General features: G+C 43.2%; 15 protein-coding genes. 11 read left to right on the forward strand and 4 right to left on the reverse strand.

From position 1 onward, the window contains the following. Positions 1 to 4: 4 nt before the first annotated feature. Entirely contained in the window at positions 5 to 1,066 is a 1,062-nt protein-coding gene (locus LO777_RS16615; protein ID WP_228854960.1) for a hypothetical protein, read from the reverse strand. 260 nt (positions 1,067 to 1,326) lie between these two features. Between LO777_RS16615 and LO777_RS16620 the strand changes: the two genes are divergently transcribed. After that, complete coding sequence (locus LO777_RS16620) at positions 1,327 to 2,721, forward strand: aspartate kinase (protein ID WP_228854961.1); 1,395 nt, start codon at positions 1,327 to 1,329, stop codon at positions 2,719 to 2,721. 476 nt (positions 2,722 to 3,197) lie between these two features. After that, entirely contained in the window at positions 3,198 to 3,485 is a 288-nt protein-coding gene (locus tag LO777_RS16625) for a hypothetical protein (RefSeq protein WP_228854962.1), read from the forward strand. 87 nt (positions 3,486 to 3,572) lie between these two features. Here LO777_RS16625 and LO777_RS16630 read toward each other — a convergent pair whose 3' ends face one another. Continuing rightward, complete coding sequence (locus tag LO777_RS16630; RefSeq protein WP_228854963.1) at positions 3,573 to 4,502, reverse strand: hypothetical protein; 930 nt, start codon at positions 4,500 to 4,502, stop codon at positions 3,573 to 3,575. A gap of 188 nt (positions 4,503 to 4,690) precedes the next feature. Beyond that, positions 4,691 to 6,037 carry a sensor domain-containing diguanylate cyclase gene (locus LO777_RS16635; protein WP_228854964.1) on the reverse strand — a complete coding sequence of 449 codons (1,347 nt, stop codon included), beginning with the start codon at positions 6,035 to 6,037 and terminating at the stop codon, positions 4,691 to 4,693. Positions 6,038 to 6,402: 365 nt separating this feature from the next. Between LO777_RS16635 and LO777_RS16640 the strand changes: the two genes are divergently transcribed. From LO777_RS16640 to LO777_RS16660, 5 genes are all read left to right on the forward strand, one after another. Then, positions 6,403 to 6,681, forward strand: coding sequence for a hypothetical protein (locus tag LO777_RS16640; protein ID WP_228854965.1), 279 nt, complete (start codon positions 6,403 to 6,405; stop codon positions 6,679 to 6,681). Continuing rightward, on the forward strand, positions 6,678 to 7,910 hold the full coding sequence (locus LO777_RS16645) for a L,D-transpeptidase family protein (protein ID WP_228854966.1): 1,233 nt from the start codon (positions 6,678 to 6,680) through the stop codon (positions 7,908 to 7,910). Before LO777_RS16640 ends, LO777_RS16645 begins: the two co-directional genes overlap by 4 nt. Positions 7,911 to 8,117: 207 nt before the next feature. Continuing rightward, positions 8,118 to 9,491, forward strand: a complete 1,374-nt coding sequence (locus LO777_RS16650) for a M99 family carboxypeptidase catalytic domain-containing protein (protein ID WP_228854967.1) — start codon at positions 8,118 to 8,120, stop codon at positions 9,489 to 9,491. A 43-nt stretch (positions 9,492 to 9,534) separates the two neighbouring features. Continuing rightward, entirely contained in the window at positions 9,535 to 9,921 is a 387-nt protein-coding gene (locus LO777_RS16655) for a hypothetical protein (RefSeq protein WP_228854968.1), read from the forward strand. 94 nt (positions 9,922 to 10,015) lie between these two features. Then, the gene (locus LO777_RS16660; RefSeq protein ID WP_228854969.1) at positions 10,016 to 10,207 is read left to right on the forward strand and encodes a hypothetical protein; all 192 of its coding nucleotides are present in this window, start codon (positions 10,016 to 10,018) and stop codon (positions 10,205 to 10,207) included. Between the two features lie 96 nt (positions 10,208 to 10,303). Here LO777_RS16660 and LO777_RS16665 read toward each other — a convergent pair whose 3' ends face one another. Beyond that, positions 10,304 to 10,471 carry a hypothetical protein gene (locus LO777_RS16665; RefSeq protein WP_228854970.1) on the reverse strand — a complete coding sequence of 56 codons (168 nt, stop codon included), beginning with the start codon at positions 10,469 to 10,471 and terminating at the stop codon, positions 10,304 to 10,306. A 102-nt stretch (positions 10,472 to 10,573) separates the two neighbouring features. Here LO777_RS16665 and LO777_RS16670 point away from each other — a divergent pair, with 102 nt between their 5' ends. The 4 genes from LO777_RS16670 to LO777_RS16685 all read left to right on the forward strand — a co-directional run bounded on the left by LO777_RS16670 (position 10,574) and on the right by LO777_RS16685 (position 15,838). Continuing rightward, on the forward strand, positions 10,574 to 10,969 hold the full coding sequence (locus tag LO777_RS16670) for a hypothetical protein (protein WP_228854971.1): 396 nt from the start codon (positions 10,574 to 10,576) through the stop codon (positions 10,967 to 10,969). A gap of 508 nt (positions 10,970 to 11,477) precedes the next feature. Next, positions 11,478 to 12,359, forward strand: a complete 882-nt coding sequence (locus tag LO777_RS16675; RefSeq protein ID WP_228854972.1) for a diguanylate cyclase — start codon at positions 11,478 to 11,480, stop codon at positions 12,357 to 12,359. Positions 12,360 to 12,395: 36 nt separating this feature from the next. Further along, a complete protein-coding gene (locus LO777_RS16680) occupies positions 12,396 to 15,710 on the forward strand; it encodes a cache domain-containing protein (protein WP_228854973.1) in 3,315 nt (1,104 codons plus the stop codon). Beyond that, positions 15,695 to 15,838, forward strand: a complete 144-nt coding sequence (locus LO777_RS16685; RefSeq protein ID WP_228854974.1) for a hypothetical protein — start codon at positions 15,695 to 15,697, stop codon at positions 15,836 to 15,838. The genes LO777_RS16680 and LO777_RS16685 overlap by 16 nt, the downstream gene beginning before the upstream one ends. Positions 15,839 to 15,917: the final 79 nt, after the last annotated feature.

The raw sequence follows: 15,917 nt of genomic DNA on the forward strand, positions 1-15,917 counted from the left end.
GAACTCAGGCTACCAGATCCACCTGCTGCATGGTAACAGCACGACCATTTTCCATCAAGGCAATACCGGTGGAGCGAACCTGCCCAAGGAGTTCATTTTCACTATCCTTCACCAAGAACGGGCTGGCAATACTGCCCAGGTAAATTGCCCCGACTCCCGCCTTGCCAAGGGCAACAAGGCTGGTTGTTCCGTCGGGGCCTCGACTCCAGATGCGAAGCTTATCATAAATAGCATCGTTTTCGTCAATCCAGTCATTACCATCCGTATCATAGAGGGCCAATTCCTGAAATCCGTTACCGGTCCGTGCTCCAAACAATTCATTTCCATCATCAATCTCCCCGTTTTCATTTTTATCAAGGGCGAGAAAACCACTCCCCGGATCGACAAAAGCTATCTGCTCACGGGTCCCATCTGCATCGATATCAAAATGAAAATTTCGCTGGCCAAGTTGACTGCCTGTTCCTGAAAAATTGATCACCAGAGGATCCTTCAGAGCGTCTCCAGCCCGAACTTGAATATTCTGCTCGCTGTAAAACTCACGGCTCATCGAAAGTGACACTGAAAAATCTATTTCCATGCCGTCTTCTGTTTTGATAATACCATTCGCCTGAAAATCCATGGATTCATATTCATAATGAGATTCATGATTATCGTAAATCAATCCGTAACCTCCACTCCCCTCTTCCATCTGTACAACCCCATCACCTTTCTCAACTACCGGTTCATTGTCCGGAACCGGATTCACCAGATCGAATTTTCTCCCTGTAAGGCGCTCAACAAGAGATTTCAGCAGGCGGATATTGAGATCCGATTCCATTTTCTCCTCTTCCGTCATTTTCCCATCAAGCGGATTGACATGACGTCTTTTTACACCTTTGTCCGCCAGGGATACTCTATCTTCCTTTCCACGTCCCAAGCCGTGGAATTGATTCTTCTTCCCTCCCCCGGGGCGACGGGCCTCCCAACCGGAATCATCCTTCCAGGCTACCAGGGATTCCTGTTTTTTATACTGTTCTGTTAAGGTTTGTTCGGAAAAAAACTGTATTGCTGAAGTGGCAATTTTCATGACGGCCCTCCTTGGCAGAAAAGTGGAATGTATCGTTCTGCGCTCATCCTTGAACACAGAAAAAAGAATGCTCTCTCTATATCGGATGGTGTCGGATAATTGTTTACCCAAGAAATCAGTTGCACGAGATTTACCATTGCGATAGGATACGCGGGTTTCAGCAAGTTTTAAAAAACTAATAATTCCTGATTACCCATGAAACTCAGCCGTCCTGGAAATATTCCTGCTTTATGAGGCCAGTCTGCTTACCCGGTGATACCATGAATACACTTCGAGTCGAAAAAATAGGGGGCACCACAATGTCCCGCTTCAATGAGGTTCTCCAAAACGTCATATTGAAAGACAAAAACGACATTTATAACAGAATATATGTCGTTTCTGCCTATGCTGGTATCACCAACGAACTCTTGGAGCATAAAAAAACCGGAACTCCAGGTATTTACCAGATATTTGAACAAGGAAAAGAATGTGAAACGGCAATGAACCGGTTAAAGGAAAGGCTCTGTGAGCTGAACCGTAAATTTGCCACCACCGGCCTGGATATAGAAGCTGCCGACTCCTTCATCTGTGAACGGATACGATTTGCACTCAATATTCTGAAATCGATGAACAATGTGCTTGCCTCCGGTTACGTCAACCGCAACGAACTGTTACTGGCCGCAAGGGAACTCCTGACCTCCATCGGTGAAATGCACAGTGCCTTCAATACAGCAAACATCCTCCAGAACCTGGGGTACAACGCCACCTTCGTTGACCTGAGCGGCTGGAAGGACAGCAGGGAACGAACCATTGATGAACGGATCCGTTATACATTTGCAGAACTCGACCCGAGCAGCACCATCTGTGTAGCAACAGGGTACACCAAGGGAACGGAAGGTATCATGAGAGAGTTTGACAGAGGGTATTCAGAGGTTACCTTCTCCAAAATCGCCGTACTGCTGGGTGCCGGAGAGGCAATCATCCACAAGGAATACCACCTCTGCAGTGGAGATCCTGCCATTATCGGTGAGGACAAAGTCCATCCGATCTGCAATACCAACTTTGATGTTGCAGACCAGCTGGCCGATGTCGGAATGGAGGCAATTCACCCGAAAGCTTCCAAACCACTGGAAACAGCAGGGATCTCCATTCGGGTCATGAATGCCTTTGATCCGAGCCACAGCGGTACACTGATGACCAAGGATTATATCTGTCCCAAGTCAAAAACCGAAGTTATCACCGGCTCAAATATTGTCACCTGCCTTGAAATCCACGATACCCATATGGTTGGTGAAGTCGGGTTCGATATGAAAATCATGCAGGTGCTGGAAAAACATAATGTCAGTTATATCAACAAGGCCACCAATGCCAACACCATCGGTATGATCATCTATGAAAAGGACTGCACCCCTCAGCTGGTAAAAGACATGCAGGAGCGGTTCGAACTTGTTACTACCCAGAATGTGGCCATAGTCTGTGCCATCGGTTCAAATATCGCCAAACCCGGAATTCTTTCAAAAGCAACCAGGTCACTCGCAGACGCCAATATCAACATTCTGACAGTCTCCCAGACATCAAGGCAGACAAATATGCAGTTTACCATCAACCGGAAACATTTCATCCCGGCACAGCGGGCCCTGCACAAGGCCCTGTGTGAGGAGGATAACACAATATAACCTAACACCCCACAAGAGGGTATAAGTGCCTTGGAAATAAACCTAACCATTTAATTTCAAAACACCTTCCCCGGTTTCTCGTTTTTTATGACAGAAATTCAGGACTAAGGCACTAAATCCTGCACTTCGGGAATAAAGAAAAAATATTTATACTGTATAAACAGTTAATTATCATGTCTCAGTAAGGGCTGTACTACTCGCTATCCGAGTAAGATTGTTTTTTTCTTTATTCCCTCGCCCTACGGGATTGGCAATTTTACCAAATCTGCTTCGTTATCAAGGGGTTGAAGTATGGTAAAATACGTCTGCACCCTTGATGCCTCGCATCTCCGATAAACTTGCCAATTGCAGGATTTAGGTATGAATTTCCCCGAAAAACAAAACTGTTCACATAATCGAAGGGTTAGTGTATTTTATTGTTACGGTAGAAATTTTCAGGTAAATGTTCGCGAATTCAGGAAATGGGAATCTGCTCAATGAGTGAACCAGCCAACTCCGCATGGGATGGAACAGAACGGCGGAAAAAAAATCGCAGACGAGATGACCATGATCGCCGAAAAAGTATGGAAAGAAGGTGTGACATCAGGGAAAACCGGCGGAAACCAAAAAAAACTCTTCGCACCTGGATGCGCTCTCTGACAAACGCACGCCTGGGTGTCGACAGACGCAAAGGAAAAGACCAGCGAACTCTCCATGACCGCAGGAATCCGTCGCCTCGCTCAATGCTGACCAAAGAGGAACTGGCCGATCTCCTGGGGGAATAATACCCGGTTCTTGCTTCTCCTTGGTAACTGGTCACAGGATTTGCAACTATCTGTTTTCATTTACCTTACCCTCATTGCTCCCGGTCATCACTTCTCTTGTTCACCACTTTCCCCATCACAATCTTCAGCGACTGAACACCCTTCCTCCTTCTGCAGAAAAGGCAGGTAACTGTATCCTCCATCCTCTGTCCCGGAAACAGTCCCGCCATACTCAACTTCACTCCCACAATTTTCCCGGAGGTAACGAATAATTCTGCTCTCACCCTTAAAAATCTGAATTTTCTCCCGTCCCTGAACAACGAGAACCGGAATTTCGGTAAGATCTAACTTTTTGAGAAAACTGACGTTAACCAGAGGGTCATACTCCGGCAACCGGCTGCTGCCGGAAAAGGAAAAATCCTTCACTTTGTCAATGGGGTTAAAGCGTATAGTACAACTGCGTTTTTCATCCATGACAGCGATCACATTCTCACAATGGGGACATGTTTCAGAAAAAAAGAGATACAGGGAAGGTTTATCTTTTTCTCCTGGAATCTGCGCATAACTTCCCCTGCCAAGAGACACATTTCCCCCTGCAGACGCCTTGAAATCAAGAGAAGACAGGGCAAGAAAGACAGAAAAGAAGAGAACAGCCCCTCCAGCAACCTGCTTCAATCCACTCAAAACAGTCAACAAGATAATGGCCGAACAGACAATAAGACAATAAGAACAGAAAGTGGAAAGAACCACATACTGAAAAAAAATAAGGACACCCTCGGCGGCTATACCTCCAAAGAGTACTAAACCTGCAAGAACCCGGAACAATTCCTTTTTCTTTCGCACCTGGAGGAAACACCAGGACAGAAACAGAAAATAAAAACAACCGGCAAGATTAAAATAGAATGGCGACACCCGTGTAAAACTGTCCACCACGGCACAACCGTCATTCAAACAGATACCTTTGCTGCCAAAAAATATAAGAAGAGCCTGAATTCCGGTCAGCAGCGCTGCGAGAGATGAAATTATTACTCTAACCATAACAGGTTCAATGATAAGAATAACATGCAGTTTTGCAAGTTAACCAAAGGAAAAAAATTATCCCTGTGTATAAAATTCAGTTTCCAGGCAGTTTCCTCCTCTCTCCTTGCACCTGTACAACGCCCTGTCAGCCCTGTAAAGCATTGCATCCAGGTCATCTCCCTCGTGAAAAGAAGTAACTCCACAACTCACGGTAATAAGATTTTCAGGATCATCAAGTTTACTGCCCTTCCCCCCAGATCTGCCATTCTGATCGCCTGCCGTATTCTCTCTGCCATTTTCAGAATTCCGTCCGTTTCCTGACAGCAGAGAACAGCAAATTCGTCCCCTCCCCATCTGGCCAGGGTATCGGTTGGACGGATATTCTCCTTGATGAGTTGGGCAACATTTCTCAGGACATTGTCTCCTGCCAAGTGCCCGTTAGTATCATTAACATTTTTGAAATTGTCCAGATCCATCAAAATAAGGCTGAACGGTTTTTTACTGCGGGAATACGAATACACCTTATTTTCAAATTCTTTCTCAAGGGACCTTCTATTAGCTACACCGGTCAATTCATCTGTTACTGCAAGCGTTTCCAACTCTTCCTGGTATCGATTTATCGCACCAAGAGTTATCAAAACAACAAAAAAAGAAGCCACCAGCCCAAAGAAAATACTACGAATAAAATTCCGACGAGCTGTAGACAGAACTTTTCCCTCATCCTGTTCAACCAGAAGAAACCAGGAAAATGAACTGATAAACCGGGCGGTGAGAAATACAGTTCTGTGGTCTCTTTCAAACTCAAAATTTCTGGGGTCGTTTCCTGTTTCAAGTATTTTTTCCGTTATCTTCCCGATTCCCTCCATATCGCCAATAGACACCTTTTCAATATATTTTTTTTCCGGATGCACCATGATCTTTCCCTCACGGTCAGTCAGGTAAACAACCCTCTGGTACTTCTGTTTATACGCAGCAATGAGTTCGGAGACATGGTCAACTTTCAGGCCGACACCAGTTACTCCCAGGAGTTTTCCTTCAGAATCGAACACTTTATAATTTATGAAAATCGTCAGGATATTACCCGCCGCTTCGTCAGTATCAACCTCAATATCATATTCCTGGTTCTGGGCTGTAAAATCATAATACCAGACATCGTGGGAATCCATTGGCGAAACAGTTTTATGAATACCGTTGTACCGGTAGTATATTCCGGTATGTGCAGAAACAAAGAATGTGGTGAAAAAATCATATTTTTCTTTAATTCCATTGAGATACATTAATACCTTATCGACATCCTGTTCTCCCTCACTGACCCAGTTCTTTAAAAAATGGTCGGTGGCCATGGAGGACGAAACCAGCAGGGGACGCATCATTTCCGAGGTCAACTCAGAGTAGATATTATCCATGGTCAGGGGAAGGTCGTTCTGCAGAATTTCCGTACGGACAGATGCCCTGGTTATCATATAGTTGACGGAACTGATGCCAACGAAGGAACTGAACAGTATTGCCGCTATCAGAAAGAGCAGCCTATTGCGTGTTGATGGCTTTTTCATCCTCATTATTTCTCGGCCTGATTCTCCAGAACTTTTGTCAAAGATTGAGCTGCAACCAACCACGGGCACTCATTACGTAGTGTACCAACAAGGGCCTGTTTTTTATCTCTGACAGTTTATCATACCAGGAAAAATATCTCTAGCACCCCACAAGGGGGTAAAGTGCCTTGAAAATAAACCTAACCATTTAATTTCAAAACACATTCCCTGATTTCTTGTTTTTTTATGACAGAAATTCAGGACTAAGGTACTAATATTTGCCAAAAGCAGCAGAATAAATTATCTTGGTACTCTTTCATATTTTTTTACAATTACCTGAATCCATAATTGTCCGGATAATACGCAAAACGACAAAAGGCCCGAAAATGAAAAGCCTTGCATTTGTTTTATGCCTGCTCGCCTTTTCTCTGCAGACAGACATAACGTCAGCATCCGATAACAATGCCAGGAAAAATGATAGTACAGGCTATGTTCAAATGTTGATAATGATGGAGGCGGAAGAAGATGCGGAAGAGTTGCTTAATTTGAAAGATGTTCAGCAAAGTGCAAACAAAACTATCGATAACTCATCTGATTCAAACACGTTGTCACCAGAAACAGCAGGAAAATCGGATGATTGCGGGAATCAGGTATTAAAACGATGACCAGAGTAATTTCCATTCTTTTTTCGATTGCCATTCTTCTTAACACAGTCCTGCATACATCTTCGTGTACAGCTTCTGTATCCCCTGGAAAAACTGATACTTTTAGCCTTTTTTTATACAGTTCCGGCCAACCGATCCATTTCATAGTCGTGGAGAAATCCTCTCAGCGGCTGTTACTGTTCAGCCAGGAGAAGACACTCAAGCTTCTGAACAGGTTTATCTGTGCCACAGGAGAAAACCCGGGAACAAAACTGATCAGCGGTGATTCCCGCACTCCTGAAGGAGTCTATTTTATCACCAGGTACTATGAAGACAAAAAAATCACAGTATTCGGCAGTCGTGCGTTCCATCTCGATTACCCGAATATTTTTGATAAAAATGCAGGCCACAACGGTGATGGAATCTATATACACGGGACAAACCGACAACTTCTTCCCTTCAGCACAAACGGCTGTATAACCCTCAACAATGATGATCTTGATATTCTCGCACCCTATCTCACCATTGATACCATTCCCGTTATCATAGTGAACACATTGGACACACCAATCAACGACCGGACTGTTTCCTTGACAGCCCATGACAATCGCCTGACTGACCTTTTAAAGCAGTTTTCCCCGGACATTGCAGGCATTGATAGAAATCTGATCAAAACTCTGATTTTTTTTCATAAAGGTGATAGTGCGGTTGCAACCTTGGACTACCTCACCTTTGACGGCGACCGGATACGCTATAAAAACAGAAAAAAAATGTATCTCAGACGTGGACTCTCAAAGAAATGGCGGATATTGTATTCCACCCAGTTCCAAAATGGTATTCCTGCAATCCTGGCAGTCCATCCCGGAAAAACGAACCTTGCGACAAAAACCTTCCCGCAAGCTGAAGTCGTGAAACCTGACGAAAAGGAAGAAATCCTTAATTTCATAGAACACTGGAGAACAGCCTGGAGCCGTAAAAACCTATCTTCATATATCAACTGTTACAGCCCCTCTTTTCGCAGTGGCAGACTCGACCTGGAAAAATGGCGGAAGAAAAAAAACCGGCTGAACAGGAAATATGCATTTATCAACGTAACTATTAATAATATTAAAATAAAATTGACAGAGAGCGGTGCGATTGCAACATTTGATCAATCCTATATTTCTGACCAATACAAAACCTCCGGCAGAAAAACACTGCACCTGATCAGGAAAGATGATAACTGGCTGATCCAGCGAGAATATATGTGATTTTTGCAGAAGAGAAGGAACCCCATGGCACCCTTTGTTCCATATAGATTTTCAGTAGTATACCCATTTGTATTTATAGTACTTTTTTCCCTTTTTTCCTCGGCAACAGGATCACCCCTGCAAAGACAGCATAACGTATACTTTGCCAATACTGAACATGAACTGCATGTGTTCAAGGTTTTTGGAAAAAAACCGGGTAAAACCATTATGCTCATCGGAGGAATCCAGGGAGATGAGCCCGGTGGATACCTTACTGCTGATCTGTATGCCGACATCAACCTGAAACAGGGAAATCTCATTGTTGTCCCCAGGGCAAATTTCTACTCCATTCTTCTCAATCAGCGGGACGGCCTTACCGGAGACATGAACCGCAAATTCGGCCAGAAAACCGCTGCTGAAAAAAATATGGAACAGGAAATAGTATCCATCCTGAAAAAGCTCATCGGGCAGGCAGACTGCCTCATAAATCTTCATGAAGGCTCCGGCTACTACTCTCCTGTCTGGAAAAACGAAATGGAAAATCCCCAACGATTCGGGCAGTCTATTATTTTTGATGCCGCCACCTATTTCGGGGAAAAAAAACAAAAACTCATTAAATTGGAAGAAATTGCCCGACGGGTGCTCAAAAAAGTCAACCCTCAGATTGAAAACAAGCGGTATCATTTCAGGGCAAATAATCACAATACCGTATCGGAAGAGACAATACACAGGGAACAGAGACTTTCGGCAACCTACTACGCTCTCACCCAGGCCAATATTCCTGCCTTTGGTGTTGAAACTTCAAAATTTATCAAAAACAATGAAGAAAAAGTGGCCCTGCATAAACTGGTAGTGAACACCTTCATGGAGGAATTCGGGATTTTCCCGGAAACTCCCGGGGTTCATGTTGGAAAGACCGAACTCAACTATGTCCTTGTAAAAATTAACGACGGACATCCTTATGCCGTTAAAAACGAATCCAGCCTGCAGGTGGAACAAGGGGCTGAAGTTATTATTACTGATATCATAGCAAATATTGACAGAGGACTTGCTGCGGACTTTGTCGGTATGGGAAGCTACAACGACACAAACATACCATTCAGAATAGCCATGCCGACAAAAGTGGTTATCCGGAAAGACGCGGAAACCTGTGGATGGATTCAATTGACTGTCAAAACAGATAGATGGAATATAAACACCCTGACTCCATCAGAAAGAACAGGGAACAGTCAAAACAGGGAACCACCGACCAGCGAGCTGCGAGCTGAAGAAGTTATAGTCAATGTAAATGGTACCCTGCACCTTGTAAAAGAAGGTGAAGTGTTGCATATTCCAAGGGATAAACCGGTCATTATAAAGGGCGTCAGAAGTAATATCAGCAGACTGGACAATATGATTTTTGCCAACCTGAAAGGTTTTGCACCACCAAAATCCATAAACGACGGGAATGATATCAACTTCCCTATTTTCCCGGACCAGGATCTCTGGGTGAGATATTCTGAAAACAGAAAAGGTATCAGGTATCCCATCAAGGCGACATATAAAAATAAGGTGATTGGAACCTTCTGGCTTCACCTGGACCGACCAACCGCCGTCCCGTAATAATTAATGGGTACCTTGAAAAATTAGAAGTAAGGAGAACATGATGATTACTTATTTATATTGGACAGCCATTTTTATACTCACCCTTGTACCGCTCTATATTCTCGGTTTTAAAGCCGTCAAATGGAAAGCTGCTGTAATTGTAGCATCTATTATCCTGCTCACCGGCTGGTCAACCTATTATTTTCGTCTACAGCAGGTTTTTGTTAAACGGTATGGAGGTGTTATGACGATTCGTGTCCCGGAAGGGCGGCATCATCTCGGCGCTACATGGAAGGATGACAATCTGTGGATCGAAAACTACAACCCTGAAACAAACACCTGTATCTTCAGTGAATACTCCAAGGGAAACCTTCTCCAGGGCAGAGTAACCATAAAGAACTGCAATCCGTTACTCCCCCGGCAGCCGGGCACTGACTCTGGACAATAGTTTTCCTAGTTGACAATGATTACCATTGTTATTAATGTGAGAGTATGCTGGTGGCCACAGATCAATCCGACTTACTCTTATACAGGAGAAAAACATGAAAATATCAGTAGATAAAAATGTTGTTGAAATTACCCCCGATTCCCCGGAAGAAACCAGCGCACTTGATGTTTTATGGAAAATAATAATTGATTGTTACGGCAATAATAAAAAACTCGTTCCCATGGGACAGTTTATTCCCGGTGTCGACAAATTTGCCCGTTTCAACATTGAGGGTCCCAAAGAGTAGAACGTCTTTTCATTTCTCTATCATAAAAGAACTGTAAAAAAAATACTGCGCCCCAGGGCATTCCTTCCTTTCTCAAAGAGACAACATCCCTGTTTTTTAAGGGATGTTGTTCCCAATCCTGATTCCTGATTTCATATAGTTTTTCAAAAGTGCATTTTTTGCACTTTTGTCGTCGAACAGGGCAAAAAACATTGCCCACTTCTCTTCACCATATCCATTTATTTTTATAACAAACTGATAATACATAGTTTCTTTTTCTGGCATGTGTCTTGCTAGATCTCTTGTGTATCAAAATAGATGTTGATCACAAAACAGGATCTGGTCTGAAGTAACTGGACTGAATATCCTGATTTTTCGGAGGTTGAAATGCAAAACTCATTTGAAAATTTTGAAATTCACCCGGTAGTTCTGCCCCCGTCACGTAAAAGAATGGACCAGCGGAATATACTTGGCCACCTCATTGCCATAAATCAACAGGGAACCGGTCAGGTTACCAGTATAGATGAAAGAGGTCTTTCTTTCGGTTGCCTCTACCGGCACCAGTTCCCGGAAGAATGGCAGATGGACATCATCGATTCAAAAGGCTGTCATATCAAACAGCTGAGCGTGAGAAAAATATGGGAAGAAATTAACCCGGAAAGTATTTTTGAAATTGAAATCGGTGTGGAATTTTCAGAAACATCATCTTACCAACGAGAAGAACTGGGTAATATTCTTTCAAATCTTCAATATTATATGAGCAGCAGAATGACTGTCACCTGATATCGTATTAACACCCCACAAGGGGGTATAAGTGCCATGGAAATAAACTTAACCATTTAATTTCAAAACACCTTCCCCGGTTACTTGTTTTTTATGACAGAAGTTCGGGAGTAAGGCACTAAATACGTTTAGAAATTTTTCAGGATAGCTTTCAGTAGTCTTTGTTTTCACACTGCAAACTCATAGAGATAAAACTACTCTCTCAACTGTCGGGCAAACATCTTATATATCTGCAGTAACAGTTCTCTTCTCCCAGCATTATCCCTTCTCTCCCGGCACAGAATCTGTGCAACCTCCAACAGAGCCCAATCAAAAGTTTGCCCGCTTTTTTCATCCACCGTAATCTTGCGACGAAGAGTTCACCTTTCGCGGCTTGTGTTTCCAGAACCACCCCTCTTCAACTCCATACATTTTCTAAAAAAAATATTTGCATAAATCCACCCTGTTTGTGATATCCTGAATCAGTGTTCCTGTTTTTTGCCTGAAGTCACTGTAACCGGAGAGTATCATGCAAAACGATTTGCCCGTTATCCTTGCGGTTGATGATACAAGAGAAAATCTGAATATACTCCTGTCCCTTCTCGCCGAATATGACATCCTGGTCGCACTTGACGGAAAAAAGGCCCTGGAAATTATCGATAGAGAAAAAATTGATCTGATTCTCCTTGATATTTCCATGCCGGAAATGGACGGATATGAAATCTGCAGGCTGTTAAAAGCCACTGAAAGAACAAAAGATATTCCTGTTATTTTCCTCACCGCAAAAGACGATGAGGAAAGTATAGAACTCGCCTACGATGTGGGCGGTGTTGATTTTATCACGAAGCCATTCAAACCACGAGAGCTCCTGGCCCGGGTGAAGATACAGATTGATTTCAGAAACATGGTCCGGAAACTGGAATATATGGCATCTTATGACACCATGACCGGAATCTACAATCGCAGAAAATTCTTCGAACAGGGTCAAATTCTTTTTTCCGCCCACCCCCGGGACCTCTATGCAATTGTTATAGATATAGATAACTTCAAAACAGTCAATGATACCTACGGACATCCTGTCGGCGATATTGTCATCAGAAAAATCGCCAGAACAATTTCAACCAACCTCCCCAAGAATACAGTACTGGGACGACTCGGAGGGGAAGAATTTGCAGTTATCATGAAAGGAACATCCATTGAAGCGACCAGAGATCTTGCAGAACATTTAAGAAAAACCATATCCAAACTGAAAATACACCACGACAGCGGCTGCCTTGAACATATTACAATCAGTAATGGCGTATCAAAAATCTGCCCGAATGATACCCTCGACACTCTGCTCAACCGGGCTGATGAAGCTCTCTATGAAGCCAAAGAAACGGGAAGAAACAAAGTCTGTTTCAGGTGTTGAAAAACACTTTCCTGGAATTATGCCCCCGAGAACTCCATGGGAAAATTAAAAATTTTCTACCAGGCCCTGTTGATAGTTATTCTGATTATCAGCAGTTATACGGCGGTTGTCGTATTCTATGTCCTGCCCCAGATTGACTCTGAAGTCCAATACCTTGAAGAAAAAAATGGTCGTGAGGTTCTGTCCAAGGTCATTGCCATAACAAAAAATTTCTACAAAGATCTGGAGGCCTACAAACAGGACGCCCTGGACAGCCATAAACAGAACCTGAAAAACCTGACAGATACGGTCTGGTCCCTTATCCAGGTGAAATACAGGGAATCCGGCGGGAAAAGCCGGGACCGGTTTCTTCAGGAAGACATAATCAAACTTATAAGCAGCCTAACATACGATAAAGATAATTATTTTTTTATCGCGGATTATAATAATATTCTCCTGGCCCATCCCTACCTCCAGGGCCAGGACTTTTCACACGTCAAGGATATAAAAGGAAATCTTATCATTCCCCCCATGGTTCAGATTGCACGTAGCCAGGGGCAGGGGTTTCACAGCTACTGGTGGAAAAAAAACAGTCCGGACAGTCAGCCATATAAAAAACTGACCTATTCAAAAAACTTTCCTGAATTGAAAATCATTGTGGGAACCGGTGTTTATATCAATGATATCACCACCCAGGTAAACAGACGAAAAGAAAAACTGATGACTCAGTTACGATCGATTGTCCGGGAAACAAAGATCGGCACCACAGGATACCTTTATATCTTTAACGCTGACGGAAAGATGCTCATTCATCCAAATGACAATATTGAAGGTACTAATTTCAAAAATCTCGAGAACCCGGGAAAACACACAAAAATATTCGACGATCTTGTTCAGGCATCTCAAAGTTCAGGAACCCTGTACTACAAATGGGATACACCCACAGATAAAGGCAATTATATCTATGAGAAGATTTCCTGGATTGAATTCCTGCCCGAACTGAACTGGTATATCGTCTCATCCGCCTATGTTGATGATTTAAGAGATACCTCCCGCAGTCTTGCCAACACCATTTTCCTCATCGGCACAATTCTCCTGCTCTTTGGAGTACTGGTGAGCTATTTCTTTTTCAGAAAACTTCTTTTTCCCGTGACAACTCTCTCACGACTGGCCCGGAAAGCAGCTGACGGTGATTACTCTAACAGAGCTGATTTCCAGAAAGATGATGAGATCGGTATCCTGGCAAAATCATTCAACCGTATGCTTGATACCATTGAAGATAATATTGAAAACCTGGATAAAAAAGTACAGGTGAAAACAAGGGAGCTGGAGGAACAAAAGAAAAAAGCGGAAAACGCCACCAGGTTAAAAAGTATTTTTCTGGCAAACATGAGTCACGAAATCAGAACCCCGCTTAACGGTATTACAGGCATGATTTACCTGATGTCCAATACAGGACTGACCTCGGAACAGAAAAATTACCTGGAAAAAATATCTTCCGCCTCAACGGCACTTCTGCGCATTATAAATGATATTCTTGATCTCTCAAAAATAGAGGCGGACAGACTGGAGCTTGAAATGATCAATTTCAACCTCTACGAGGTCATCGACAATGTGGTCAATATCGTTGAATACAGGGCAAGGGAAAAAAATCTTGACCTCATCGTTATATGCGACAAGAAAGTCAATCCATATCTCCACGGCGACCCCCTGAGACTGGGCCAGATCATCATCAATCTGGTCAATAACGGTATCAAGTTTACCCGACAGGGTGAAGTATCGATTCTTATCAGCAAAACAGCAACATCGAAGTACCGTTTTGAAATACGGGATACCGGAGTAGGTCTGAGGGAAAAACAGCAGCAGAAACTCTTCCAACCCTTCTCCCAGGCCGACGGTTCAACAACGAGAAAATACGGAGGCAGTGGTCTGGGACTGGCAATATCCAGACAACTTGTTGAGCTGATGGGAGGGCAAATATGGGTTGAAAGCAGTTTCGGGAAAGGCAGCAGTTTTATTTTTGAAATAAATCTCCATGAACAACAGGACAGTCTGCCAACTCCGGTTACTTTCAAAGATAAGCGAATTCTGATAGTGGATGACACCCCGGCCTGGCGAACCTGCCTGCGGGCACTCCTGGAAAAATATCATTTTCACATTGATGAAGCGGCAAGCGGAGAAGAGGCTGTGAAAAAAGTAGAAGCCATGACATCCTGCTATGATCTGATTCTCATGGATTGGAAAATGACGGGGATGGACGGTATTTCAACCACTGAAAAAATAAACCTGCTCCACGGGAGTGGAAACCAGGCAACGGTCATGATGGTCAGTGCATTCCGGCAACAGCACCTGGTCGAGGCTGCAGAAAAAGCCGGAATAGAAATATTTCTCACCAAACCTGTCACGCCGTCAATTCTTGACAATATTATATTCAGGATTTTTGCCCCCGATATGCTGAAATCCAGTGAAAAGACAAAAACCCTGACCTTTGATACTTATAATAATGCATCATTCAGCAACAGTTCGATTCTTTTGGTGGAAGACAATGAAATGAACAGGGAAATTGTCCTTTCACTCCTGGAAAAAAACTGCATATCCATTGATATCGCCACAAACGGAGAAGAGGCTGTAAATATGGTAAAAAACCATAAAAAGCAGCACTACGGACTTGTTTTAATGGATATCCAGATGCCGGTAATGGATGGCTTTGAAGCATCGGAACTGATAAAGAAAATAGACCCGCACCTGCCAATCATAGCCCTGACAGCAAATGTAATGACTCAGGATATAAGGAAAATCAAATCCAGTGGAATGGATGATATTTTGGAAAAACCACTTGTCCCTGATAAATTTTTCAAAATTATCCTGAAATATCTCCCGTCTACCGGTAACCAGAACCCGACTGAAAAAAAGCAGCAATCCGCAGGCGAACCGTCGTTGTCGGGTCATACGACTCTGGATATCAAAAAAGGATTGGTCCATTTTAACGGTAACAGAAAACTGTATCAGAAAATACTCAATGATTTTACTGTAAATTTCGGTCATGCAGGAGAAGAACTGAGACTACTGCAGACCACAGACAGAACTGCGGCTGAAAGACTCATTCATACCATCAAGGGACTGGCAGGAAATATCGGTGCCTCCGCTCTTTATTACCAGGCGGAAAAACTTGAAAAGGAATTCACTCACACACAAGTGGAACGGTTTATTGAACTTTTGAATGAAGTCTTTCAAGATATAACGAAACAATCATCCCAGGAAAAACCATCCTCCTCAGAAATACTCCTTTCATCACAGGAAATAACCGTACTCTTTCGGGAACTTGCCAGGGTGCTGAAAACAGAAAGGATACTGAAATGCCGCCCCTGCTGAAAAAACTCGAAAATGCAGAACTCTCCTCAAAAGACCTCGAACTTGTCACAAAAATCAACTACTACCTGGAAAACTTTGATTTTACCAGTGCCTTAACTGCTCTGCAGCAAAGAGAACAGAAACCATGAAGACCAGCCCGGAAAAACAGCCTTATCATATTTTGGCCAGATTTTTTAATCACCTGTTTTTATTTTAATGGAATAAATC

The organism is Desulfomarina profundi (assembly GCF_019703855.1).
Lineage (GTDB): Bacteria > Desulfobacterota > Desulfobulbia > Desulfobulbales > Desulfocapsaceae > Desulfomarina > Desulfomarina profundi.

Bases quoted from the DNA above. Each gene is read 5' to 3' on its own strand.
- LO777_RS16620 (WP_228854961.1), top strand. From the start codon at position 1,327: ATGAATACACTTCGAGTCGAAAAAATAGGGGGCACCACAATGTCCCGC.
- LO777_RS16655 (WP_228854968.1), top strand. From the start codon at position 9,535: ATGATTACTTATTTATATTGGACAGCCATTTTTATACTCACCCTTGTA.
- LO777_RS16645 (WP_228854966.1), top strand. From the start codon at position 6,678: ATGACCAGAGTAATTTCCATTCTTTTTTCGATTGCCATTCTTCTTAAC.
- LO777_RS16665 (WP_228854970.1), bottom strand. From the start codon at position 10,471: ATGCCAGAAAAAGAAACTATGTATTATCAGTTTGTTATAAAAATAAAT.
- LO777_RS16670 (WP_228854971.1), top strand. From the start codon at position 10,574: ATGCAAAACTCATTTGAAAATTTTGAAATTCACCCGGTAGTTCTGCCC.
- LO777_RS16680 (WP_228854973.1), top strand. From the start codon at position 12,396: ATGGGAAAATTAAAAATTTTCTACCAGGCCCTGTTGATAGTTATTCTG.
- LO777_RS16640 (WP_228854965.1), top strand. From the start codon at position 6,403: ATGAAAAGCCTTGCATTTGTTTTATGCCTGCTCGCCTTTTCTCTGCAG.
- LO777_RS16635 (WP_228854964.1), bottom strand. From the start codon at position 6,037: ATGAAAAAGCCATCAACACGCAATAGGCTGCTCTTTCTGATAGCGGCA.
- LO777_RS16615 (WP_228854960.1), bottom strand. From the start codon at position 1,066: ATGAAAATTGCCACTTCAGCAATACAGTTTTTTTCCGAACAAACCTTA.
- LO777_RS16685 (WP_228854974.1), top strand. From the start codon at position 15,695: ATGCCGCCCCTGCTGAAAAAACTCGAAAATGCAGAACTCTCCTCAAAA.
- LO777_RS16660 (WP_228854969.1), top strand. From the start codon at position 10,016: ATGAAAATATCAGTAGATAAAAATGTTGTTGAAATTACCCCCGATTCC.
- LO777_RS16625 (WP_228854962.1), top strand. From the start codon at position 3,198: ATGAGTGAACCAGCCAACTCCGCATGGGATGGAACAGAACGGCGGAAA.
- LO777_RS16675 (WP_228854972.1), top strand. From the start codon at position 11,478: ATGCAAAACGATTTGCCCGTTATCCTTGCGGTTGATGATACAAGAGAA.
- LO777_RS16650 (WP_228854967.1), top strand. From the start codon at position 8,118: ATGCTCATCGGAGGAATCCAGGGAGATGAGCCCGGTGGATACCTTACT.
- LO777_RS16630 (WP_228854963.1), bottom strand. From the start codon at position 4,502: ATGGTTAGAGTAATAATTTCATCTCTCGCAGCGCTGCTGACCGGAATT.